Origin of the sequence: Micromonospora sp. NPDC005324, assembly GCF_040607155.1 — a bacterium.
Classification (GTDB): domain Bacteria; phylum Actinomycetota; class Actinomycetes; order Mycobacteriales; family Micromonosporaceae; genus Micromonospora; species Micromonospora trifolii.
Genome location: NZ_JBEXGE010000021.1, coordinates 41809 through 64390 on the forward strand (window position 1 = coordinate 41809; position 22582 = coordinate 64390).

17 protein-coding genes, 1 pseudogene and 1 riboswitch are annotated in these 22582 nt (G+C 70.7%); of the genes and pseudogenes, 11 read left to right on the forward strand and 7 right to left on the reverse strand.

The window, feature by feature from the left end; translation table 11 throughout:
- Window positions 1-431: 431 nt before the first annotated feature.
- From ABZS40_RS21820 to ABZS40_RS21830, 3 genes and pseudogenes are all read right to left on the reverse strand, one after another.
- Window positions 432-1049 (reverse strand): class I SAM-dependent methyltransferase, encoded by a 618-nt coding sequence (locus ABZS40_RS21820; protein WP_354945228.1) that lies wholly within the window; start codon window positions 1047-1049, stop codon window positions 432-434.
- A gap of 254 nt (window positions 1050-1303) precedes the next feature.
- Window positions 1304-1906 (reverse strand): annotated as a pseudogene (locus tag ABZS40_RS21825) (TIGR04282 family arsenosugar biosynthesis glycosyltransferase); the annotation flags it as partial.
- On the reverse strand, window positions 1903-2577 hold the full coding sequence (locus ABZS40_RS21830; protein ID WP_354945148.1) for a glycosyltransferase family 2 protein: 675 nt from the start codon (window positions 2575-2577) through the stop codon (window positions 1903-1905). The gene ABZS40_RS21830 and the pseudogene ABZS40_RS21825, both read right to left, overlap by 4 nt.
- 144 nt (window positions 2578-2721) lie before the next feature.
- Between ABZS40_RS21830 and ABZS40_RS21835 the strand changes: the two genes are divergently transcribed.
- Complete coding sequence (locus ABZS40_RS21835) at window positions 2722-4134, forward strand: hypothetical protein (RefSeq protein WP_354945149.1); 1413 nt, start codon at window positions 2722-2724, stop codon at window positions 4132-4134.
- A gap of 25 nt (window positions 4135-4159) precedes the next feature.
- Here ABZS40_RS21835 and ABZS40_RS21840 read toward each other — a convergent pair whose 3' ends face one another.
- On the reverse strand, window positions 4160-5221 hold the full coding sequence (locus ABZS40_RS21840) for an NAD-dependent epimerase/dehydratase family protein (protein WP_354945150.1): 1062 nt from the start codon (window positions 5219-5221) through the stop codon (window positions 4160-4162).
- A 115-nt stretch (window positions 5222-5336) separates the two neighbouring features.
- Between ABZS40_RS21840 and ABZS40_RS21845 the strand changes: the two genes are divergently transcribed.
- From ABZS40_RS21845 to ABZS40_RS21855, 3 genes are read left to right on the forward strand one after another with little or no spacing between them, the layout of a single operon-like run.
- A complete protein-coding gene (locus ABZS40_RS21845; protein WP_354945151.1) occupies window positions 5337-6704 on the forward strand; it encodes a molybdopterin-dependent oxidoreductase in 1368 nt (455 codons plus the stop codon).
- On the forward strand, window positions 6697-7248 hold the full coding sequence (locus ABZS40_RS21850; protein WP_354945152.1) for a hypothetical protein: 552 nt from the start codon (window positions 6697-6699) through the stop codon (window positions 7246-7248). Before ABZS40_RS21845 ends, ABZS40_RS21850 begins: the two co-directional genes overlap by 8 nt.
- 40 nt (window positions 7249-7288) lie before the next feature.
- Window positions 7289-8107, forward strand: coding sequence for an S-methyl-5'-thioadenosine phosphorylase (locus ABZS40_RS21855; RefSeq protein WP_354945153.1), 819 nt, complete (start codon window positions 7289-7291; stop codon window positions 8105-8107).
- A gap of 159 nt (window positions 8108-8266) precedes the next feature.
- Here the strand turns inward: ABZS40_RS21855 and ABZS40_RS21860 are convergent, their stop codons facing one another.
- A complete protein-coding gene (locus tag ABZS40_RS21860) occupies window positions 8267-9436 on the reverse strand; it encodes a DUF4394 domain-containing protein (protein WP_354945154.1) in 1170 nt (389 codons plus the stop codon).
- A 373-nt stretch (window positions 9437-9809) separates the two neighbouring features.
- Here ABZS40_RS21860 and ABZS40_RS21865 point away from each other — a divergent pair, with 373 nt between their 5' ends.
- Window positions 9810-12020 (forward strand): hypothetical protein, encoded by a 2211-nt coding sequence (locus ABZS40_RS21865; RefSeq protein ID WP_354945155.1) that lies wholly within the window; start codon window positions 9810-9812, stop codon window positions 12018-12020.
- 197 nt (window positions 12021-12217) lie between these two features.
- On the opposite strand, the gene ABZS40_RS21870 is transcribed toward ABZS40_RS21865, so the two are convergent.
- Entirely contained in the window at window positions 12218-12730 is a 513-nt protein-coding gene (locus ABZS40_RS21870) for an acyl-CoA thioesterase (RefSeq protein ID WP_112588799.1), read from the reverse strand.
- 130 nt (window positions 12731-12860) lie between these two features.
- A riboswitch (cobalamin riboswitch) is annotated at window positions 12861-13077 on the reverse strand.
- A gap of 131 nt (window positions 13078-13208) precedes the next feature.
- On the opposite strand from ABZS40_RS21870, the gene ABZS40_RS21875 reads away from it, so the two are divergent.
- The 6 genes from ABZS40_RS21875 to ABZS40_RS21900 all read left to right on the forward strand — a co-directional run bounded on the left by ABZS40_RS21875 (window position 13209) and on the right by ABZS40_RS21900 (window position 21391).
- Entirely contained in the window at window positions 13209-15266 is a 2058-nt protein-coding gene (locus ABZS40_RS21875) for a copper resistance protein CopC (RefSeq protein WP_354945156.1), read from the forward strand.
- Window positions 15267-15331: 65 nt separating this feature from the next.
- On the forward strand, window positions 15332-15934 hold the full coding sequence (locus tag ABZS40_RS21880; RefSeq protein ID WP_354945157.1) for a copper chaperone PCu(A)C: 603 nt from the start codon (window positions 15332-15334) through the stop codon (window positions 15932-15934).
- Window positions 15935-15957: 23 nt separating this feature from the next.
- Window positions 15958-17172, forward strand: coding sequence for a Dyp-type peroxidase (locus ABZS40_RS21885; protein WP_354945158.1), 1215 nt, complete (start codon window positions 15958-15960; stop codon window positions 17170-17172).
- A complete protein-coding gene (locus ABZS40_RS21890) occupies window positions 17169-17726 on the forward strand; it encodes a copper resistance CopC family protein (RefSeq protein ID WP_354945159.1) in 558 nt (185 codons plus the stop codon). Before ABZS40_RS21885 ends, ABZS40_RS21890 begins: the two co-directional genes overlap by 4 nt.
- Before the next feature lie 58 nt (window positions 17727-17784).
- Window positions 17785-19767 carry a cytochrome c oxidase assembly protein gene (locus ABZS40_RS21895; RefSeq protein WP_354945160.1) on the forward strand — a complete coding sequence of 661 codons (1983 nt, stop codon included), beginning with the start codon at window positions 17785-17787 and terminating at the stop codon, window positions 19765-19767.
- A gap of 148 nt (window positions 19768-19915) precedes the next feature.
- Window positions 19916-21391, forward strand: a complete 1476-nt coding sequence (locus ABZS40_RS21900) for a PepSY domain-containing protein (RefSeq protein WP_354945161.1) — start codon at window positions 19916-19918, stop codon at window positions 21389-21391.
- Between the two features lie 48 nt (window positions 21392-21439).
- Here the strand turns inward: ABZS40_RS21900 and ABZS40_RS21905 are convergent, their stop codons facing one another.
- Complete coding sequence (locus ABZS40_RS21905) at window positions 21440-22573, reverse strand: cupin domain-containing protein (protein WP_354945162.1); 1134 nt, start codon at window positions 22571-22573, stop codon at window positions 21440-21442.
- Window positions 22574-22582 lie beyond the last annotated feature (9 nt).

Genomic DNA, 22582 nt, shown 5'->3' on the forward strand with positions numbered 1-22582 from the left:
GGTCGCCCAGTCCACCTGCCAGCACGGGTACGGCGTGAGCCGCGACCACCACGCCCCCGGCAACCGGTGCGCAGGCCGTCGTTAGCGAGCAGGCGTACGACCAGGATGTGCCGCTCTGCAACGTTGCTCACTGCTCCTCCTCGGCGGGCCAGCGCCCCCGGTTGATGGGAATGCGGTGTCGGCTGCAACAGGGCAGCTCCGCCCCACAGCCGCAGACCCAGTTCCACTTCCGCGAAGACCACGCCGGGCGGTGTCGCCGTGCCAGGGTCATCGGTGGTGTCCTGTCCGCATCACAGCCTCCCTCCACCGGGCAGCACTCCATCGCCGACCCCGAAACGACGGGTTTCACGGCGGAACGTCGTGAACCGGCCGGCGGCGTCGGGTCGGTGACTCACCTGGCCATGACCGTGCTGGTGATCGCGTGGTCCGGACTACACCGCGGTCAGCTCGCCGAACCAGCGGTGATCGCGGCGGAACACCTCGCGCACTGTGAGCCCGGCCGCCGAGGCCACCCCGGCGACCGCCACCGTGTCGAGCCGGGCCCACCGGAACAGTGGCCCGAGGCGCGATCCACACCCGGCGGCCTTGATGGCCAGTTGGGCCTGACCGCACCACAACCCGGGACCTGGTGCTTCAAGTTCGACGAGCGCGGTGCCGCCGGGGCGCAGCAGGTCGTGGCACCGGCCGAGCAGGGTGACGGGGTCGCCGCCGATGCCGATGTTTCCGTCGATCAGGAGCACGTGGGCCCAGCGCCCCTCCGCTGGCAGTGGGGCGAAGACATCCCTGTGGAGGGCGATCGCGCCTCGGGCCCGGGTCAACCGGACCGCCTGCGCGGAGATGTCGACCCCGACCGCCGTCAGCCCAGCCCGGGTGAGTGCCAGTGTCAGCCGGCCCGGGCCGCAGCCCAGATCAAGGGTCGGCCCGGTGCACCGGGCGACGAGTGCGGCCACCGCCGGTTCGGCCGGGCCGTGCCATCGGCGCACCGGTAGGCGGCGGCGCCAACCGTCGTCGCCGTGCACCAGCCAGTGGTCGTCGGTGCGGCGCCGCAGCGGGCTGCCGAATGCCTCGCTCGGTTTGGCCCGTACGCTGCGGCTCACCGTGGTATCTCGGGCGTCAGGCTGCACCGGACCGCCGCGACCTGGCGCGCAAACCGGCCGCACGTGCCGCGCCGCGGGGAGCGCTCCTCCAGGCGGGTCGCGGCCTGGCGTTCGCCTTGCTCGGGCAAGTCTGCGGCGGTTCGCTCAGGACGCCCTTTGGCCATGACATCGATTGACCACGTCAACACATTGTCGGACGTCGACCCGGCCACCGCCAGCGCGTCGGACCATTCGTCGACATCGCGCAGTACAGGTAAGGGATCGATGCGCAAACCCTGCCTGTGCAAGGCAGTGATGGTGTGGTGTCCGGTCAGTGCGGTGGACATCGGCACGGTCGTCAGCACGGCGGCGTGTCGGGGATTGTGCAGGCCCAGCGCCCACCACCCGCCGTCGATGGCAGGTCCGAGCAGGGCGTCGCTCTGGGCGAGGCGGTGGACGGCGGCACCGAGTTGCACCGGGGTCAGCTGTGGCGTGTCCATGCCGATCTGAAGCACCGGCCGAGCCGGGTAGGCGTCAGCCACGTCGGCGTGGGCGTTGGCGAGACGGTCACCGAGGTCGGTGCCGCGCTGCGGCAGGACCTGCCAACCGGCTAGCGCAGCGGTCAATTCGGCGGCCTCCTCGCCGTCGGCCAGCCGGCCGGACAGGGCGAGGACGGGTGTGACGCCGGGCGTGGCGCGCACGGTGTCCAGCGTGTCCAGCAGCGCCGCTGCGGCGATCCGGGCCGCCTGAAGGTGGCTGGCCGGTGGGCAGAGACGGGTCTTCACCGCCCCCGGCACGGGTGCCTTCGCCATCACCAGCAGGACGGTCACCGCGTCCGCTCCACCGTGCGGAGGACCCCCGCGAAGTCCCGGGTCGCGCGCAGCGTGCCGCGTACCGAGCCGGAGACCTTCGACCGGGTGCCGGCGGCGCGGTGCGAGTACCGTACGTCGAGTTCCCGGATTCGCCAGCCCGCGGCGGCGGCGCGGATGAGCAACTCCAGCGGGTATCCGAAGGCGCGGTCGGTGACTCCGAGGCCGAGCAGCGCGTCGCGGCGGGCCACCCGAATCGGACTCAGATCGCGCAGCGGCACGCCCCGCTGCCGCAACAGCGCCGCGACCAGGGCGGTGCCGACTCGGGCGTGCCACGGCCAGACACCTGGGGCAACGGGTCTACGACGACCGACCACCAGATCCGCCGCTCCGAGGGCCACCGGCGCGACAAGTGCCGGGAGCTCGGCGGGATCGAAGGAGCCGTCGGCGTCGAGAACGCAGACCAGGGCGGCCTCTGCCGCCTCCAGCCCGGTGTGTACGGCGGCGCCGTAGCCTCGGCGCGCTTCGTGGACGACCTGGGCGCCGTACCGGGCCGCGACCTCGGGTGATCCGTCGCGGGAGCCGTTGTCCACTACGATCGCCCGGTATCCGGGCGGCAGGGCGGTCAGTACGCCGGGTAACGCCGCAGCTTCGTCGAGACACGGAAGTACCACGTCGATCGTTGATGGCATACCGGAAACGCTAGGACGCCAAGCCACCCACGAGGGGCGAATCGGACCATCAGCGCCCTTGCCGGCTTCACTTCCTCATCGAAGGGTGATGGCCTGCCTGTTTCCGCCCGTCGGGACGGCGATGGGTCGTACTGTGCTGTCCTCATGGACGTGCTCGCGCCTCTGCGTCGAAGATCGGACGCACCCACCCGACGCGTCGACGCCGACCTGGTGGTGCTCGGCGTCGAGGTGGTGTTGGTCGCCGCTGCGGTGGCGGTGGGCGTGCTGCTCAACGCGCGTGGTGTCGGTCTGCACGCCGACGCCGCGCCGCTCTACGCCACCTGGCGTCCGCACCTGGGTTGGGGTACCCCGGCCGCGCTGCTGGTCGCCGCCGGGGTGATCGGTTGGGGCGTCCGGTGGGGTCGGACGGCCGGCTGGGGCCGGCTGCTGGTAGGTGCCTATCTGGCGGCGGTCGCGTGGACGATGTCGTTGGCGTTGGTGGACGGCTGGTCGGCCGGGCTCACCCGGCGGTTGACCCCGCAGGCCGAATACCTGCACGAGGTGCTCCGGGTCACCGACGTCACCGCCATGCTGGCCGGCTTCAGTGCCCGGATCCTCGATTTTCAAGCGGAGGCGTGGTCGACCCACACCGCCGGTCATCCGCCGGGGGCGCTGCTGGTCTTCGTCGGGTTGGACCGAATAGGACTTGGCGGTCCCACCGTCGCCGCCCTGGCGTGTGTACTGATGGGGGCGACGGTGTCGGTGTCGGTGCCGGTGACGCTGCGGGCCCTCGGTGCGGAAGAATCCGCCCGCCGTGTGTTGCCGTTCCTGGTGCTGCTGCCCGGTGCGGTCTGGGTGGGAGTTTCGGCCGACGGCATCTTCGCCGGTGTGGTCGCGGCGGGGCTGGCCCTGTTGGCGGTGCGGGGCCTGGTCGCCGCCGCGGTCGGGGGCCTGTTGCTCGGTTTCGCCCTTTACTTGTCGTACGGTTTCGTGCTGGTCGGCGTGCTGGCCCTGGCGGTGGTGGCGCTGCGGTCGCGGGACCGATGTGCGGCGTTGCTCGCGGCACTGGCCGGGGTCGTTGCGGTGGTTGCCACCTTCACGCTTGCCGGTTTCTGGTGGCTCGACGGCTACCACCTGGTGGTGCAGCGGTATCACCAGGGGTGGGCGGCGGATCGCCCTTACGCCTACTGGGTGTGGGCGAACATGGCGGCGCTTCTGCTCTGCGGAGGCCCGGTGCTCGGGCCTGCGCTGCGCCGGGCCGCACTCGCGGCGGCCGGTCCGTCGCGGACCGCCGCGACGCGATGGCGCGGATCCGTGCGCCCCCCGCTGATCGCCTGGTCAGCCGTCCTGCGGGGAGCTGGGCCCACGGTGCTGCTGCCGCTGGCCGCCGCGCTGGCGGTCGGCGCAGCCGATCTGTCTGGGCTGAGCAAGGCGGAGGTGGAACGGATCTGGCTACCGTTCGTGGTGTGGCTGCTGGTGGCCGCCGCCCACCTGCCACCGTCTGTCCGACGGTTCTGGCTGGCCGGGCAGGCCCTCACCGCTCTCGCGGTCAGTCACCTGCTCTGGACGGTGTCCTGATCCGCCGGCGGGCGGGGCGACGGTCTCACGCGGTGAGGGCGGCTGGTTCCCGGAGCGGATCGGTGGCGAAGGCGCTTACCCCCTCGGCGAACCCGACCCGGGCGGTGTAGCCGAGCAGTTCCGCCGCCCGTCGGGGGTCGGCGACCACCTGTCGGACGTCGGCTGCCCGGCCGCCACCGGTAATCAGCGGCGGCGGCCCGGCCATCGCCTCGGCGAGGGCGACGGCCAGTTCGCCGACCGTGTGTGGCTCACCGGAGCAGACGTTGACCGGTATGAGGCCCTGCGGTGGCGGGGCGGTCAACGCCAGCAGGTTGGCCCGGGCGACGTCGGTGACGTGGACGAAGTCGCGGCGCTGCCGGCCGTCCTCCAGCACCTTTGGCGGCAGGCCCGCCGCCAGTGCGGACCGAAAAATCGACGCCACACCCGCGTACGGGGTGTCGCGGGGCATCCGGGGACCGTAGACGTTGTGGTAGCGCAGCGCCCAGGCGCTTCCGCCGGTCTGCCTCGCCCACGCGGCGGACAGGTGTTCCTGGGCAAGCTTGGTGGCCGCGTACGTGCTTCGAGGCTCGAGTGGCGCGTCCTCGGGCACCAGGGCTGGCGCGAGGACGCCCCCGCAGTCCGGGCAGGACGGTTCGTACCGGCCGGCGGCCAGGTCGGTGATGCTACGGGGGGCGGGCCGTACGGTGCCGTGCGCCGCGCAGTCGTACCGGCCCTCGCCGTAGACGACCATCGAGCTGGCCAGCACCAGCCGGGTCACACCGGCACGGTGCATCGCGGCGAGGAGCACCACCGTGGCGTAGTCGTTGTGGCTGACGTAGTCGGGGGCGTCGGACGGATCCAGCCCGTGTCCGACCATCGCCGCCTGGTGACACACCGCATCCACACCATCAAGAAGGCGGTCCAGCAGGCGGGGGTCCCGCACGTCACCGACCACCGGGTCGTGCCGCCGGGACCACTCGGGGAGTTCCCCGCCGTGCGCCTGGGGCAGCAGCGCGTCGAGCGCCACCAACTCGTGGCCCTCGGCGACGAGCAGGTCGGCGATCTGCGATCCGATGAAACCGGCCGCGCCGGTGAGCAGTACCCGCATCCCGATGACCGTAGACCGCACTCCGCCTGAGCGAGGTCGGTTCGCCCGCCTGCCAGGCGATCGGTACGTCAATACGCACCAGATTGCGGACCCGTCGCGTCTAGCGTCCGGGGGTATGGGTGTGACGGACCGGCGACCGGGTTTCCCGCAGCGGTGGTGGCGAGCCCTGGAACGGCACCCCCCACCGGTCCCCGGTCTGGCTGGGGACCGCTGGCGCAGCCCCCTGCGGGGTCCGTGGCTCACCGCCGTCTACGGCGCCGTGCTCCTTGTCGCGCTGCCGCTGGTGATCATCACCGGGCTGCTCGACTACGCCGCCTACGGCCCCCAGTTCGATCAGGCCCTACCCCGCGAGGTGGGCTGGTTACGGCTGCCTCCGTTCGAGTGGCCGACCCGCCCGTCCTGGCTGTTCCGGGTCACCCAGGGGCTGCACGTGACGCTCGGCATCATCCTGATCCCTGTGGTGCTGGGGAAGCTCTGGTCGGTGATCCCGAAGCTCTTCGTCTGGCCACCGGCCCGGTCCCTGGCCCAGGTGCTGGAGCGGCTGTCCCTGCTGCTGCTGGTCGGCGGCATCCTCTTCGAGATCGCGACCGGCCTGCTCAACATTCAGTACGCGTACCTGTTCGGCTTCGACTTCTACACCGCGCACTACTTCGGGGCCTGGGTCTTCATCGCCGCGTTCGTGGCACACGTGACGCTGAAGCTGCCCCGGATGGTCAGCGCACTCCGATCCCGGCCGGCCGTACGGGACCGCCATCGACCGGGGCAGCGCGACCCGGTGCGGGCCGAGCTGCGGACCTCACTGTCCGCGAACCGGCCCGAGCCACCCGATCCGGACGACCTGGTGGCCACCGCACCCGGCGCGCCGACGATGAGCCGACGCGGGGCGCTAGCCCTGGTCGGTGGTCTGTCCCTGCTGCTCGGCGCCCTCACGATCGGGCAGACCCTCGACGGGTTTTGGCGTCGGACCGCGCTGCTGCTGCCTCGCGGACGTCAGCCCGGCACCGGACCGAACGGCTTCCCGATCAATCGCACCGCCGCCGCGGCGAACATCCAACCGGACGAGACTGGGCAACGGTGGCGGCTGACCATGCGGGGCGGCGGCCGCCTCGTTACCCTCGACCGTCCCCGCCTGCTCGCCATGGGCCAGCACACCGCCAGCCTGCCGATCGCCTGCGTGGAGGGGTGGTCGACACGACAGACCTGGACAGGCGTACGACTGCGCGACCTCGCCGCCTTGGTCGGCGTCAACGATCCGGTGTCGGCGCAGGTGCGGTCACTGGAGAAGGCCGGGTTGTTCAACCAGGCGATCCTTCAGGCCAACCAGGTGTTCGACGCCGACTCTCTGCTCGCTCTGCGAGTCAACGGTGTCGACCTCTCCGCCGACCACGGCTTTCCGGCCCGGGTCATCGTCCCCGCCCTGCCCGGCGTGCACTGCACGAAGTGGGTCACCGAGATCACCTTCCGGACCGGCACCGATGGATAAGCCCACCCCCCGATTCCGAGCGGCCTACGGGTCGTCCCACCAGCACCTCGTCGTCATGATCGCCTGCTTCACCCTCACCGGTTGGGTCACACTTCGACTCAGCGAAGAGGCTTCTGCTGGCCGAATGCTGGTCTGGTTCGTCGGCGCGGCCGTCGCCCACGACCTCGTCCTCTTTCCGATCTACGCGTCGGCCGACCGGGCGCTGCGCGGCGCTCTCGGGCGCCCGGGCCATCGCGCTCGTGAAAATGGCGTGACGGCCGGTGCACACCACTCGATGCCGAGCCGAGCCGAGCAAGCGCCGATCGGGCCCTCTGCCCTGAATCACATCCGAGTGCCGGCACTCGCCAGCGGACTGCTGTTCCTGGTGTACCTCCCCGGCATCCTGCGCCAGGGCCGGGAAACCTATCTCGAGGCCACCGGCCAGAACCAGCAGCCGTACCTGGCCCGTTGGCTGGCACTCACCGCCACGCTGTTCCTGGTCAGCGCCGGCTGGTACCTGGTGCGCCAACTCCGCTCGCGACGGGTCGGCAAGTCGAGGCGTTGAACGGGTGATTCCCCGCCACTGCCCCCGAGGAGGCAACAGCATGACAAGGTACGCGGAAACACCCCGGGCCGACGTGGGGGTGATCGGCGGCAGTGGCCTCTACCAACTGGTCGACGGCGGCACGGCGGTCGAGGTATCCACCCCGTACGGCCGCCCCTCCGATCCGATCACCGTCGGTCACATCGATGGCCGCACAGTGGCGTTCCTGCCGCGGCACGGCGCCGACCACCGGTTCCCCCCGCACCGCATCAACTACCGGGCCAACCTCTGGGCCCTGCGCATGCTCGGGGTACGCCAGCTCCTCGCGCCCTGCGCCGTCGGATCGCTCACCACGGCACTGGCCCCCGGAGCGCTCGTCCTCCCCGACCAGATGGTCGACCGGACCAGCGGACGGGCTGCCACCTACTTCGAGGAGGGCGCGGTTCACACGTCGTTCGCCGACCCGTACTGCCCGACCGGACGCATAATCGTCGCCGCTGCCGCCCGCAACGTCGGATACGAACCCGTCATCGGCGCCACGATGGTGGTGGTCGAGGGCCCACGCTTCTCCACCAGAGCGGAGTCACAGTGGTACGCCCGCCAGGGCTGGCAATTGATCAACATGACCGGGCACCCGGAAGCGGTCCTCGCCCGTGAACTGGAGCTGTGCTACACCCCCATCGCGCTGGTCACCGACCTCGACGCCGGAGTCGACGCCGCCGGCGCGGTCAACCACGCCGAGGTTCTGCGCATCTTCGCCGCGAACGTCGAGCGACTACGCGAGGTGCTCCACCAGGCGGTTCCGGCGCTGTCCCACGAATCCGACTGCGCCTGCACCCGGGGGCACGAGGACGTCCCACTTCCGGTCACCCTGCCCTGACCGGCGATTGGTTGGTGGTTGCGGTCGCCTGCCCCTCCACCCGATGACGTCACGACGGTGAGGCCACGAGGACATCAGCGCACGTCCCGTCAGCGCAGTGGCAGGCAGGCCGGGTGGGCGCCTGCCTGCCACTGTCTATGTGCCTACCTGAGCTGAGGATCAATGCTGCTCGAGCGGCAATGCGAGGTCAACAACTGTGTAGTCGCCGAAGGCGCCCTGCTTCTCGGCGTTCCCGGTCAGCATGTCGATCTGGTAGAGCTTGCTGCGGTGGTCGACCTGCAGAACGGCGTAGCCCTTGTTGTAGACGGCCTTGTCGTCGCGAATGCTGCTGTAGACGTCGAAGCCGGCCCGAATGTCGGCGTCGACGCCGAGCTTGCCGGTAGCCGCCAGTTGCCCGGAGTTGGCCGGGGACTGCACCGCCACCTGGTCAAGGTTGGTGTCGATGTCGAACAGGGTGGTGGCGGTGTCGGGGTCAAGGTCATTGTTGGTGTACGCCGCGCCGGTCACTCCCTTGGCCACGTCGGTGGACGGCGGGTAGGTAAGGGTGCCGTCCTCGACCGTGACGTCGTCGTTGAGGTTGTGGCGCAGGTTCTGGCCCTGATCGCTGATGACACGCAGCCGGTCGGCGGCGGGGTTGAAGTCGACGCCGAAGTAGTCGCCCTTGAGTTTGACGCTGAGTTGGCTCACCTCGGTGGCTTTCGCGTCACGGGTGGAGATCAGGTAGATGCCGCCCTCGTCGCCGACTCCGTAGAGCCGGCCGTTCTGCACCCGGTAGTCGATGCCGACGAGCTTCTCGTCGTCCTCCAGCCGCACCCGGCCGATGGAGCAGGCATCCCAGGGCTTGTCGACGTCAAACTTGATCAGCTTCTGGTCGTCGGTCAACCCGACGGCCTTGAGACCCTCGCGCCCTCCTTTCCTGTCGTACTTTGACCGGTCATCGTTGTCGTGCTTCGAGGAGTAACGACCCTTGTCGTGGCCGGCGTCCGATTGGCACGACCTGTCGCGGTCGTACCGACCGTCGTTGCCCGACCCGCCGTCGGCGAACGCCGGGCTGGCGAACGCGCCGGTCCCGAGTGCTACCGACAGGCTGGCGAGCAACAGGTTCCTGTTGAGCGGATACTTCATGGTGAGCACCTCTCCGGCAGGGCTGAGGCCGAAAGCCTCAATCAGTCCCAAGAACATGAAAGCAGCTCGCATGGGCCTTGCGGGCGGCAATGAGCGATGTTGACGTCGGCCTGCTCCAGACGGCTCTGAACAGCAAAAACGTCCCAACGTCCGGCGCCGGGTCAACTCGGTTGCCAGACCGCCACCCAGACGCAGATGCCGCACGTTGAGCTCGATGCGCGTCCACGCCCATCACTGCCGTCAACTCCGGCTATCCGGATACTGACCGCCCGCCGACCACAAGGATGTGCGACCGCAATCGCCAGGCTCTGTTGGCCCCTCACCCAGCGACGACGGCGGGGTCGCAAGGCACAGCCGGCCTGAACCGGTACATTAGACCGCCTACGATGAATTCCTGTTCTGATCTCCAACGCCCGCCGCCGCAACGGCAGCGCCTCCTCCGCCTGCTTTAGAGCCACCAACGTACACAAGGGTTGTCCCCCCCTGCGTGGGGTACGCCCGTTGCGCCACGCGGGCGCCGTCGGATCAGCCGAGCGGGTCGGTGTGAGCTGTGCACACGCCGAGGGGCCGGTACCGGATGGATCATCGCGAGGCGGGCGGGCGCGCCGGGGATGACGCCGTGGTGGAACTGCGGGTGCACGGGGTGTCCGCCACCAGCCCGGACGACCTGCTGGATCGACCGCACGCGCGGCAGGTGGCGGGTGACCACAGGGGCGGCTTCTACCGACTTCGGCCGGGAAACCACGAGGGCGGCGAGGCGGACGGGGTGACGCTGGAGGCCTACCGCTGGAACAACCTGCCCGCTGGCAACGCGGCGCGAACGCTGGCGATGGTGATCCTGCTGCCCTTCATGCTGATCAACCTCGCCATCTGGATGCGTCCGGCCGGAACCCGATCGGACCCGGTGATCAAGGCCCTGTGTCGGTTGTTGGCACTCACCCTGACCGGGATGTACGTGCTGAGCATCGTGGGGACCACGCTGGATGTGATTGCGTGGAAGTGCATGTCCTCGCCGGAGTGCCTGGCCGGACGCAGTTGGCTCTCCTGGCTCGGGGAGCGTCCGGCCGGACTGCGCCTCGCGGTGCTCGCGCTGGTGCCGGCTGCGGCCATCAGCCTGGTGTGGGCGATCAGCGCTCGCCCGGCACTCCCGTTCCACGTCTTCCGTGCGGCCGACCAGCCCCTTGCGGCGAACCGGCTCACCGCCGTCGGCCGGTGGGACAACGAGCCGCTCATCGGCCGACTGCGCTCGATTCACGTCGCGGCGGCGTTCGCCACGCTGGACCTCAGCCTGCTCGGCGCCCGGGCCGCACAAGGATTGTCGATCGGCACCGTCACGCTGGCGGCAGCTGCCGGACTCGTGCTGATCACCTGCGCGGTTCTGCTCTGCACTCCACCCCTGACCGCGCCCACGGAACGGCGGCTCGACCGGTTGGTCAGCGCGCTGCGCCCGATCGCCCTCGGCCTGACCGTGCTGGTCTGGATTTACGTTCTGACCAGTTCGGCCTCCTGGCCGGAGCGGAACGGGCTGCCCGGCTACAACCTGACAGTCGTCGGGCTGTTCACCGGTCAGGCGGTGCTGCTGGCTGCCCTGGGGGTGGTGCTGTTCTGGCACCGGGATCGAGAGCCGGATGTCGCGCCCTCGCTCGGGTTCGGCGCCCTGGCGACCTCCGTGGCCGCGATCAGTCTGGCGCTCGCGTTCTCCGCTGAAATGGTCTATCGGGTGTCCGACGTCCTGAACAGGGGCGCGCCGACCGCGGGGACGCTGATTACCAGCCCTCCGCGGTCCTGCATCTGGGCGCTTCTCGGCTTTACGCTGGCGGTGCTGGTGACGCTGGCCGTCGCCAGCGTGGTAACGCTGGCGTCACGACCGGGCCGGGTCCGTGCCGCGTCGGCAATCGTTGCTCGTGACTTCCCAGATGCACCGAGCGATGCCACACCGCGACTGCGGCAGGTGCGCAGAAGCATCGCCCGTGCCCGGTTCACCGAGCGGCTGGTGCCGCTCGCGGTGCTCTACGCCTGCCTTGCCGGAGTCGGCGTAGCGGCGGTTGCGCTTGGCCTGCTGCCGACGCCTCCCGGCGAACTGGTCCAGCGCTACCTGCGGCTGCCGGCCAGTTCCGTCAACGTCGGCATCGGGGTCGGCAGCTACCTGATCGCCGCCATCATCGTCGGCCTCATCGTCGGTGGAATCTTCGCCTACCGCACCCCCGGATTTCGCCGGTACGTCGGCGTGCTGTGGGACCTGGGCACCTTCTGGCCCAGAGCCGCGCACCCGTTCGCGCCACCGTGCTACGCCGAACGGGCCGTGCCCGAACTGACCTGCCGGATCACTCACCTCGTCGACTCCGGCAACGTGGTGGTGCTCACCGGACACAGCCACGGCTCCGTCCTGCTCGCCGCGACCGTGCTCCAACTGCCGCCACGGGTCGCCGACCGGATCGCCCTGCTCACCCACGGCTCGCCCCTTCGACGGTTGTACGCCCGACTCTTTCCCGCCTACGTCAGCGACGAGGTGATTCACGAGATCGCCGACCGGGTCGACTGGCGGTGGGTGAACCTGTGGCGGGACACCGATCCCATCGGCGGCCGCGTTTTCCCGACGCCGCGACCCGACGAGGCGTCCGACGCCGTCGGTCGAACGGCGGCGGTGGACCGCCGGCTTCGCGACCCACACGGCGTCACAGCTCCGGCCGGTGACGACGTCTCGCCCCCGATCAAAGGACACAGCCCCTACGAATCCGACAAGGCGTTCGATGAGGCGGTGCGTAGCCTTGCCGACCAGCTTCGCTGAGCAAGCGGTCGCGAGCAGGCTCCTCCGCGTCGCGCACAGCAGGGGACGCACGGCCGCCGCCACAATGACGTTGTTGACGATGGTCGCGGTGACGGTGCGGACGACTGCGAAGCCGGTCACGTCCACGGCGACCGCCGCGACGACACCGGCCAGGTCCAGGCCGAGCACCGCTGGGAGTTGGACGGACCGCGCGCGGGTCAGTCGTCTTCGGCACCGTCGAGCAGCGCGCGCCGCAGCGCCAGTCGGTGCTTCCGGCGGATCTCCGCCTCCCGGTACCGTCGGCGGTCCCCGTCGGTCTCCGGTAGCAGCGGCGGCACCGTCCGAGGCTGGCCGTCGTCGTCGATGGCGACCATGACCAGGTGGGCGGTGGCCACGTCGGTGGGCGGCACCGCGCGGTCCCACCGGTCGGCGGTCACCTTGACGGCCACCTCCATCGAGCTGCGGCCGGCCCAGGTGATCCGGGCGTCGACGTGCACGACGTCGCCGACCCGCACCGCGCGGAGAAACGCCGTCTCGTCGATGGCGGCGGTCACTGCCGGCCCGTCGGAGTGCCGGGCAGCGACCACACCGGCGACGGAGTCGATGAGGTTGAGGATCCGGCCGCCGTGCACGGTACCCATCAGGTTGGTGTGGTGCTGGTCCATGATCTGCGAAAGGGTCAGGTGCGACGCCGACGGCGCTCGGCCGGCGATGGTGGTGGTGTCGTGCACAGCGGTAGTCCGTCCCTCGGGAAACCACACCGCCGGGTCGCGGACACACGCTGGCGAGGGCCTGGCCGTGCGCCACACGCACGGCCCGTCACCCGCTCAGCCCACCCGCGAGGCCGACGGCAGCGCACACGGTTGTGTGCGCGGCACTGGCAGGTCTTCGGACTCGCGGGCCCGACCGGCTGCGCGCCGATCGCCTACTGGCCGTCGCTTCCCAGGCCACTGGCCCAGTGCTGATGACGGCGGTCGTTCCCACTCACCGCTGCGGGGCAGCCCCGGATTTTCACCGGGTTCCCTCTTACGACGCCCAGCCGGTCACGACGGGGCGAACCAGCGCCGTCGGCGAGCATAGCTGGCCAGGGAATGTGTCCACCCGCGGCGTCCTGCCGCGGCGACGGATGGCCTGATCGTCAACTTTTGCCATTTGAGGAAGAAGATCGTCACCCCTTGAAAAAAGTCTCGCGAGGGTGAGGATATCCAGATGCGTCGTCTCCCCCAGACTTGCGGGCGGGTGGTCTCGGGCCTCCTCGCGTTCCTCCTCGCCTCGGCGGTCGCCCTCCTCGCGTCCGCCCAACCCGCCGCAGCTCACGGGACCCTCGCCATGTCGACACCGGCGAGCGGCGCCACAGTGCGCGAGCCATTGACGTCGGTGCAGCTGTACTTCACCGAGAAGGCAGCCTCCAACGCGTTCTTCACGATCACCGCCCCGGGCGGCACCCGTGTCGACAACGGCTGGTCGTACGGGGAGCAGAAGCCGGTACGGGAGTACTTCCTGGTCAACGGGCAGTTCGAGCCACGGGAGTACACGACGGGGTTCCCCGCTGTGGTGTCCGTCGCCCACCTGCCCGCCAAGGGCCAGTACTCGGTGAGCTACCTGTCGGTCGCCTCGGACGGCGACACCGTGCGGGGCACCCTGACCTTCCGCTACGACGGGCGGGTGACGGCAGCGCCGACAGGGTGGAGCCCGCCGTCGACCCAACCGGACCCGGCGCTGGTGGCCGCCACCGAGCAGCACAGCACGTCCGGGCAGGCCTCGGCGGTGCCGACCACCGCTGACGATCCGTCGACGCCGCCGGCTGCGGCGGCCCCGTCGACCGGGTCGACCGAGGAGAGCGGTCCCGGGGCACTGGCCTGGGCTGGCTGGGCGGCGGCGGTCGGGGTGGTGGCCGGGTTCGTCGTCTGGCGTCGCCGATCCGCCGGCACACCCACCGGCCGGGGCCGTACCTCGGGGGCGACCTCCGGCCGACGCGGCGGTGGCGCCCGTACCCCGAACAGGGCCGGCACCGGCAGGACCGTCGGAGGCAAGGCTGCCGGTGACAAGACTGTCGGGGGCAAGGCCGGCGCTGACAAGACCGTCGGGGGCAAGGTCGGCGCGGCGACCGGCGTCGTCGCGCGTACCGCGAGCGACGAGCGGCGGCCCGGCACCCTGCCGGCGGCGCGCAAGGGCAACACTGTCGTCACGGCCCGCACGGGCGTTGCGGTCGATCGGACGCCTACCGATCAGGTGACCAAGGCCCTCGCCAGCACGGACGGCGAGCTGACTGTCGACCCCGGACCACGGCCCGACACGGACCTCGCCGCCGCGACGCCTGGGTCCCGGTTGAGCAACACCCACCTGGCGCTGCTCGTCGGCGGGCTGGTGATCGCTCTGCTGGCCGGGTTCGGGTTGGCCCGTATCGGCACCGCCGACGAGAGTCCGGCGACCGGCAACGCACGACCGTCAGCCGGCGGACCGCCCGACTCGGGCCAGGTGGGCTCCGCGACCGACGGGCACCAACACCCGGCCGGTACGGGGCCGCACACGCATCGGGGTGACGACGCGACGGGCGCGACGCTGGCGACCGGGACGACGGTCAGCGCCGGCGGGTACACCCTGCAACCGCTGGAGCGGTCCCAACCCCCTGGTGTACGCGGCGACTACCGGTTCCGCATCGTCGGGACCGACCGGCAGCCGGCAACGACCTTCGCGGTCGTCCACGACAAGCCGTTGCACCTGATCGTGGTGGGCCGCGACCTGGCCGGCTACCAGCACCTGCACCCGACGATGGCGCCCGACGGCACCTGGAGCGTCCCCCTGACGCTGGCCCGACCCGGCGGCTACCGCGTCTTCGCCGACTTCTCCGTCACCGCGGCCGACGGCAAGCAGCAGCCTCTCGTGCTGGGCGTCGACCACATCGTGCCCGGCGCGCACAACCCGACCGCGCTGCCGCCAGCGCAGTCGCAGGCGACGGCTGGTCCGTACGCGGTGTCGATGACCGGCACCCCGACGGTGGGGGTGACGGCGCCAATCCACTTCCAGGTCAGCGCCGACCCGACCGTACCCGCGCAGCTGGAGCGGTACCTGGGCGCGTACGGGCACCTGGTCGTCGTTCGTGAGGGCGACCTCGGCTACGTGCACGTCCACCCCGAGCAGGAGCTGGTCGACGGGACCGTCAAGTTCTGGCTGACCGCGCCGAGTTCAGGGCGGTACCGAGCCTTCTTCGACTTCCAGGTCGCCGGCACTGTGCACACCGGGGAGTTCACGATCAACGTGCCCTGAGTCCGGAACTTTCTCCCAGCTGCGGCCGACCAACCTCCCAGCAGCAACCATCGGAGGAATAACACATGCGCACCACCAGCCCGAACGCTTCACGCCGCCGCTCGGCCGCCGTCCTCGCCGCCGCGATCCTGACGGTGGGCGTCGCCGGCTGCGGCTCGTCCGACTCTCCGTCGACAGCTCAGGCGGGCCCGTCCGCGTCGGCCTCGGCCAACCCGGACGCTGGCGTGATCGGCATTCGTGACCCGTGGGTGAAGGCGGCTGACAAGGGCATGACGGCGGCCTTCGGGACCCTGGTCAACGACGGCGACACCGATGTCACGGTGACGAATGCCACGACCTCCCTGTCGCCGATGGAGCTGCACGAGATGGCCATGAAGGACGGCAAGATGGTCATGCAGGCCAAGCAGGGCGGCATCGTGATCAAGGCCAAGAGCACCCACGCCCTGGAGCCCGGCGGCGACCACCTCATGCTGATGAACCTCACCAAGCCCGTCCAGGCCGGCGACGAGTTGACCTTCACGCTGACCTTCGCCGACGGCAAGACCCAGCAGTTCAGCGCCGTGGCCAAGCCGTTCACCGGCGCGCAGGAGAGCTACGCCCCCGGGCACGGCGAGCCCATGCCCAGCATGAGCCCCACGCCGGGGACGAGCATGAGCCCGGCATCGTGACGCAGACGCCACAGGTCCGGCCGGTGAGCAGGCGTGGCCTGCTCACCGGCGGAGCCTTGGCCGCCGGCGGAGCACTGGCCGGCGGTGCCGCGATCGCCGCCACCCGTGTCGGGAGGACCGGACCACCATCGGCGACTGCCGCCGACACGACGCCAGTGGCGACGGTCGGCGGCCTGGTCGAGCCGTTCCACGGCGCCCGGCAGGCCGGGGTGGCCACCGAACCACAGGCGCACGCGTCGTTCGTGGCGCTCACAGTGCGGGCCGGCGTCGACCGGGCCGCCCTGGGTCGGATGTTGCGGTTGCTCACCGACGACGCCGCCCGGCTCACCCAGGGCCGACCTGCGCTGGCCGACACCGAGGCCGAACTCGGGCTGCTGCCGGCACGGCTGACGGTGACCTTCGGCTTCGGGCCGGGCCTCTACCGGGCGGCCGGCGTCGACGACCGCCGGCCGGCATCAGTCGCCGACCTGCCGTCGTTCCGCATCGACCGGCTCCAGCCGGCCTGGTCCGGCGGTGACCTGCTGCTCCAGATCTGCGCGGACGACGCGATCTCCGTCGCCCACGCCCAACGGGTCCTGATCAAGGACAGCCGACCGTTCGCCACGGTGCGGTGGGTCCAGCAGGGCTTCCGGCGCAGCCCCGGTGTCGAGCCGGGCGGCCACACCCAGCGCAATTTGTTCGGTCAGCTCGACGGCACCGCCAACCCCCGACCCGGCACACCGCTGGACACCGCGCTCTGGGCGCCGGACGGCCCGGCGTGGCTGCGCGACAGCACCACACTGGTGCTGCGGCGGATCAGCATGAACATGGAAACCTGGGACCTGCTCGGCCGGACCGACCGCGAACTCGCCGTCGGGCGACGGCTCGACACCGGCGCCCCGCTCACCGGCACCGCCGAACACGACGAACCCGACTTCGCCGCCACCGACCCGGACGGCCTCACCGTCATCCCCGACTTCTCTCACATGACCCGCGCCCACGTCACCGACGACCGGCTGAAAATCCTGCGCCGGCCCTACAACTACGACGGGGTGCCGACAGCCGAGGGGCACGCCGACACCGGCTTGATCTTCACGTCCTACCAGGCCGACATCGCCCGGCAGTACCTGCCCATCCAGCGCCGGCTGGCCGACCGGGACCTGCTCAACGAGTGGACCACGCCGATCGGGTCCGCCGTCTTCGCCATCCCGCCCGGATGTGAACCGGGTGGTTGGATCGGCGAGCAGGTGCTCGGATGACCGTGCCGCCGTCCCGCCCCACCGCCGTCCGGCTCGGCGCGGCGGTGCTCGCCGTGCTCGTGGCGGTGCTCATCCCCGCCAGCCCGGCCTGGGCGCACAACTCGCTCAAGACGGCCACGCCCGCTCGGGACGCGACGCTGCCGAGCGCACCGACCGAGGTCACGCTCGAATTCATGCAGCGACTCGACCCCGCGTTCACCACGATCGTGCTCACCGATGCCGCCAAGCGGAAGCTTCCCACCGGCGCACCGGTGGTCACCGGAGCGAAGAGCACGGTCCAGGTGACCGACACCCTGCCGAACGGGACATACACGGTCGCCTACCGGGTCGTCTCCGTCGACGGGCACCCGGTGCAGGGGTCCTATCCGTTCACTGTGGCCGATCCCACGTCCACCACCGCGCCGGCCGCCAACGTCAGCGCGTCAGCGCCCGCCGCCGCCGCAGTGGAGCCCGGCGGGCCGAGCGCCGGTGTACTCGTCGTCGCGGGTGCCGCGTTGGCCCTCCTCGTCCTGGTGGCGGCTGGGCTGCTGTGGCGGCGGGCGGCCCGGCGCTGATCCGACCCGCCCCCCGGCGGTCGGCTCGCCTCATCACCTCACCAAGCAAGGTCAACACGTGTCCGACACAGAACCACGGCAGTCCGCCATCGACGATCCGAGCGGTGCCCGCACCGTCGCCACCGCCTCGGTAACCCCGACCGCTCCAGCCCCGGCCGCCGGCCGGGACAGGGGTGCTTCGGGATCCGGCTGGTTGGTCACGGTCGCCGTCGTCGCGTCGGGGGTCACAGTGTTGGTGCTGGGCCTGCGGGTCGGGGGCGCGTTCACGGCCGCGATTCCGGGCCTTCCCGACGCGGGGCCGAGCACGACTCGGGCACTACCCGTGCTCCGGCTACTGTCCGACGGTCTCGCCACCGTCACCGTCGGCATGCTGGTGACCGCCGCGTTCCTGCTGCCCGGCGACGGACGCAGTGTCTCGCCGCACGGCTACCTGCTCCTGCGACGGGCCGGTGTCGCCGCGCTCGGTTGGTCGGTGACGGCGCTGTCAGTGATGGCGCTGACCGCCTCGGACCTCCTCGGACAACCACTGACGACGCTCGGGCCCGCGACGGTCGTCAGCTTCGCCACCACCATCTCGCAAGGCCAGTCGCTCACGTTGCAGGCCGCACTGGCCCTGACCGTGGCACTGCTGGCCCGATCCGGAGTGTCCCGTGGGCTCGCCGCGACCGTCGCGGTCCTGGCCCTGGTGGCGGTGCTACCCCCGGCCTTCACCGGGCACTCCGCCGGGGCCGGCAACCACCAGATCGCCGTCACCAGCCTGGCCCTGCACATCCTCGCCGCCGCAGTGTGGATCGGCGCCCTCATCGCCCTGCTGGTGGTACGACGCAGTCGACTGCTGGCCGACGCCACCGCTCGGTACAGTCGCCTCGCCCTGGGCTGCTTCGTCGCCGTGTCGGTCAGCGGGGCGACCAACGCCGCCGTCCGCCTCGGGTCGGTCGACCAGCTTTGGCACTCCCGCTACGGCTGGTTGGTGCTCGGCAAGCTCGCCGCATTGCTGGTCCTCGGCACGCTCGGGGCGATACACCGCTACCGCGCCCTGCCGGCGTTGCGCGCCGGAAGGCGATGGGCGTTCGGCCGACTGGCCACCGGTGAACTGATCGTGTTCGCCGCCACCGTGGGGTTGGCGGTGGCGCTCTCCCGCAGCCCCACTCCGGTCGCCGAGGCCGGCACCGACGCCGACCCGATCACCGAACTGCTCGGCTTCCCGATGCCCGCCGCACCCACTGCGGGCAACCTGCTCGGGCAGCCGCTGCCGGACATGTTCTTCTTGACCCTCTGCGTTCTCGGCATCGGCGGTTATCTGGCCGGCGTGCGACGGATGCATGTCGGCGGACACCGCTGGCCGCTCACCCGGACGGCACGTTGGGTGGGCGGGCTGCTGCTGCTCGCCGCGACCACCAACCTCGGTGTCGCCCGCTACGCGTACGTGCTGTTCAGCGCGCACATGGCCCAGCACATGGTGTTGTCGATGCTGGTGCCGATCCTGCTGGTCGGCGGCGCACCGGTCACCCTCGCTCTGCGCACCCTGCGTCGACCGGCCGATCCGGGGGTACGCGGTGCCCGGGAGTGGCTGCTGATCGCGGTGCACAGCCGGCTCACGAAACTGCTCACCCATCCGCTCGTCGCGCTGGGCATCTACGCCGCCAGCCTGTTCGGCCTGTACTTCAGCGACCTGCTCGGCGTGCTGATGCGCTCCCACCTCGGTCACCTCGCGATGCTCACCCACTTCGTGGTCGCGGGCTATCTGCTGTTCTGGGTGCTCATCGGTGTCGACCCGGGCCGCCGCCGCCTCCCCCATCCCCTGCTGGTGATCATCCACCTGGCGTCGATGATGGCGCACGGCTTCTTCGGCCTGGTCCTCATGCAGACGACCACCGTCATCGCCCCCGACTGGTACCTCGCCGTGCACCCCACCTGGGCGTCGTCGCTGCTGTCCGATCAGAAGCTCGGCGCCGGCATCGCCTGGGCGTTCGGCGAGCTGCCCGCCGTCGTCGTCATGATCGTCCTGATTCGCCAGTGGATTCGCGCCGACCAGCCCTGAGACTTCGGGGACCCGATCTTTCACTGCCCGGGGAACCACCGGCGTCTCTCCCCCGACTACCAGTCAGGGCCGACGCGACACCTCAACGGGCGACCAGACCAGTACGGGAAGCACATTCGTGGTTCTCGACTCTTCCGATCGGATCACTATGTCTCTCACCGAACTGTCCAGCACGTCGACGCCGGAACCCTCCACGACCGCCGAGAAACCGGCCCGGTCGGCCCGGCGCACGTCGCCGTTCGGCGCGCTGCTGCTGCGGCTGCACTTCTACGCCGGCATCCTCGTCGCCCCGTTTCTGGTCGTCGCCGCACTGACCGGCCTGGCCTACACCACAACCCCGCAACTCGACACCATCCTCTACGGCGACCAGCTGACAGTCGCCCAGATGGGTGACCGTCAGCTCCCGCTGGCCGAGCAGATCGGGGCCGCGCGTAACGCGCACCCCGACGGCAGCATCACCACGGTGCAACCCGGCGACGGCGACCGGACCACGAAGGTGGTGTTCTCCCTTCCCGCGCTCGGCGAGAATCAGCACACCGTCTACATCAACCCGTACACCGGCGAGTCCCAGGGGCAGCTCACCACCTGGTTCGGGTCCACGCCGATCACCACCTGGCTGGACGACCTGCACCGCCACCTGCACCTGGGCCCTGTGGGCGAGCACTACTCCGAGCTGGCCGCGAGCTGGCTGTGGGTGATGGCGCTCGGCGGGGTCATCCTCTGGTGGCGTCGACGCGGCGCCGCCAGAGCCGCCGTCCGACACCTGCTCGTGCCGGACCTGTCCACGGGTAAGGGCGTCCGCCGTACCCGGGGATGGCACGCCACCACCGGCATCTGGCTCACCGTCGGACTCCTCTTCCTCTCGGTCACCGGCCTGACCTGGTCCCGCTACGCCGGCGCGAACTTCGCCGCCGGCCTCGACGCGCTGAGCGCCCGCACTCCGGAGATCTCCACCAGCCTCACCGCCGGTCCCCCCGCCCCCGCCGAGACCGGCGGGGGCCACGAGCACGGCGCCGCCGGGGCGGGCGGGGTCGTCGAGTCGGCGGCCTTCGATCGGGTCCTGACGGTCGCTCGCGGCGCGGGCCTTTCCGGCCCGGTCGAGATCACTCCCGCGCCGGAGCCGGGCTCCGCCTGGACGGTCACGCAGGTCGACAACACCTGGCCGGTCAAGAAGGACCGTATCGCCGTCGACCCGGCCTCCGACACGGTCACCGCCCGCAGCGACTTCGCCGACTGGCCCCTACTGGCCAAACTGAGCGGCCTCGGCATCCAGGCCCACATGGGGATCCTCTTCGGCCTGGTCAACCAGATCCTGCTCGCCGCGCTCGCCCTCGGCCTGCTCTGCGTCATCTTCTGGGGCTACCGCATGTGGTGGCAGCGCCGCCCCACCCGCGCCGACCGCCGGGCGATCGCCGGCACCCCGCCGGCGCGCGGCGGCGTACGCGGCCTGCCACTGTGGGCGCTGCTGATCGGCGTACCGGTGACCGTGGCGATCGGCTGGGCGCTGCCCCTGTTCGGGCTCACACTGCTCGCCTTCCTCGTCATCGACGTGGTGGTGGGCGCGATGTCTCGACGCCGACGACCCACAGCGGCTCCCACCTCCCCGGCACCGGCGGGGAGCTGATCCACCGGTCCGGCCGTCCGTCCTCCGACGGACGGCCGGACGCCTCGCTCAGATCACTACCTGTTTGGTGTTCGGCAGGCTGTCGACCATCGACGTCTGCACGTTGATCGTGTCGGCGATGACCTCGTGTGGCGTGTTGGCCAACCACTGCATCACCGAGATGTCCTCGAACCGGGGATGGCGGAACATCTCCAGGAACACCAGTGGCTCGTCGCCGGTGTTCTCGATGTAGTGGCCGTACGCGAAGGGGACGTAGCCCACGTCGCCGGCCTGGAAGTCGAACGTCCGCGCGGCGGCCTGGGAGGCGAAGACGCCCATCCGCCCGGTGCCGGAGATGTAGTACTGCCACTCGTCGGTGGTGGGATGCCAGTGCAACTCGCGCATCCCTCCCGGCTCGACCTCCACCAGGGCCGCGGCGGTGGTCACGGAGGCGGCGAAGTTGGTGGAGTCGGTGATCCGGACCGTTCCGCCGCGGAAACGCTGCGGGGTCTGCGCGAGCATGCGGTGCTTGAAGCTTCGTGGGATATCGCCGGTCGGGCTGACCACCCGGTCCTGTTGCAGGGGTGGTGGGACGTCGCCCTGGAAGATGTACTTCTCCCGCTCGGGCAGGTTCTCCATCTGTTCCAGCGTCCAGCCGAAGTTCTTGGCCAGGACGTGTCGAGGGGTGTGTGCGAAGAAGTCGCTGAGCAGGAACGTGTTGTTCTCCGAGAACATGCCGTCGTCGAAGACCAGCAGGAACTGCGCTCCGTCTCCCAACGCCTGGATGTTGTGCGGCACGCCCTGCGGAAAGAACCACAGGTCGCCCGCCTTCACGTCCTCGATGAAGTTGCGGCCCTCGTGGTCGACGGCGCTGATCCGGCAGCTGCCGCTGAGCATGTACGCCCACTCCGACTGCTGGTGCCAGTGGATCTCCCGGTACGCGCCCGGCTCGAGACCGAACTGGACGCCGGACAACTGACTGGCGATCGGGAGGTCTCGGCTGGTGACCTCCCGGGTCCAGCCGCCCTTCTCCACCCGGGTGTGCGCCTGGGAGAACGAGAACTTCAGGTTGGGCACCAGCCGGCTGTCGGTCGTCGGCGGAACCAGGAGGTCCGGGTTCTGCCGCTCGAGCTCGACGTTGCGGCCCGCGAAGGGCGCGGCGCCCTGGTCGCCGCGCCGCGGCTGAGGATCGCTGTTCGCCATGATCGCTGT

What these genes read in the sequence shown, in the direction of transcription:
- ABZS40_RS21830 (WP_354945148.1), bottom strand. Translation starts at nt 2,577, where the DNA reads ATGCCATCAACGATCGACGTGGTACTTCCGTGTCTCGACGAAGCTGCG.
- ABZS40_RS21835 (WP_354945149.1), top strand. Translation starts at nt 2,722, where the DNA reads ATGGACGTGCTCGCGCCTCTGCGTCGAAGATCGGACGCACCCACCCGA.
- ABZS40_RS21840 (WP_354945150.1), bottom strand. Translation starts at nt 5,221, where the DNA reads ATGCGGGTACTGCTCACCGGCGCGGCCGGTTTCATCGGATCGCAGATC.
- ABZS40_RS21845 (WP_354945151.1), top strand. Translation starts at nt 5,337, where the DNA reads ATGGGTGTGACGGACCGGCGACCGGGTTTCCCGCAGCGGTGGTGGCGA.
- ABZS40_RS21850 (WP_354945152.1), top strand. Translation starts at nt 6,697, where the DNA reads ATGGATAAGCCCACCCCCCGATTCCGAGCGGCCTACGGGTCGTCCCAC.
- ABZS40_RS21855 (WP_354945153.1), top strand. Translation starts at nt 7,289, where the DNA reads ATGACAAGGTACGCGGAAACACCCCGGGCCGACGTGGGGGTGATCGGC.
- ABZS40_RS21865 (WP_354945155.1), top strand. Translation starts at nt 9,810, where the DNA reads ATGGATCATCGCGAGGCGGGCGGGCGCGCCGGGGATGACGCCGTGGTG.
- ABZS40_RS21875 (WP_354945156.1), top strand. Translation starts at nt 13,209, where the DNA reads ATGCGTCGTCTCCCCCAGACTTGCGGGCGGGTGGTCTCGGGCCTCCTC.
- ABZS40_RS21880 (WP_354945157.1), top strand. Translation starts at nt 15,332, where the DNA reads ATGCGCACCACCAGCCCGAACGCTTCACGCCGCCGCTCGGCCGCCGTC.
- ABZS40_RS21890 (WP_354945159.1), top strand. Translation starts at nt 17,169, where the DNA reads ATGACCGTGCCGCCGTCCCGCCCCACCGCCGTCCGGCTCGGCGCGGCG.
- ABZS40_RS21900 (WP_354945161.1), top strand. Translation starts at nt 19,916, where the DNA reads ATGTCTCTCACCGAACTGTCCAGCACGTCGACGCCGGAACCCTCCACG.
- ABZS40_RS21905 (WP_354945162.1), bottom strand. Translation starts at nt 22,573, where the DNA reads ATGGCGAACAGCGATCCTCAGCCGCGGCGCGGCGACCAGGGCGCCGCG.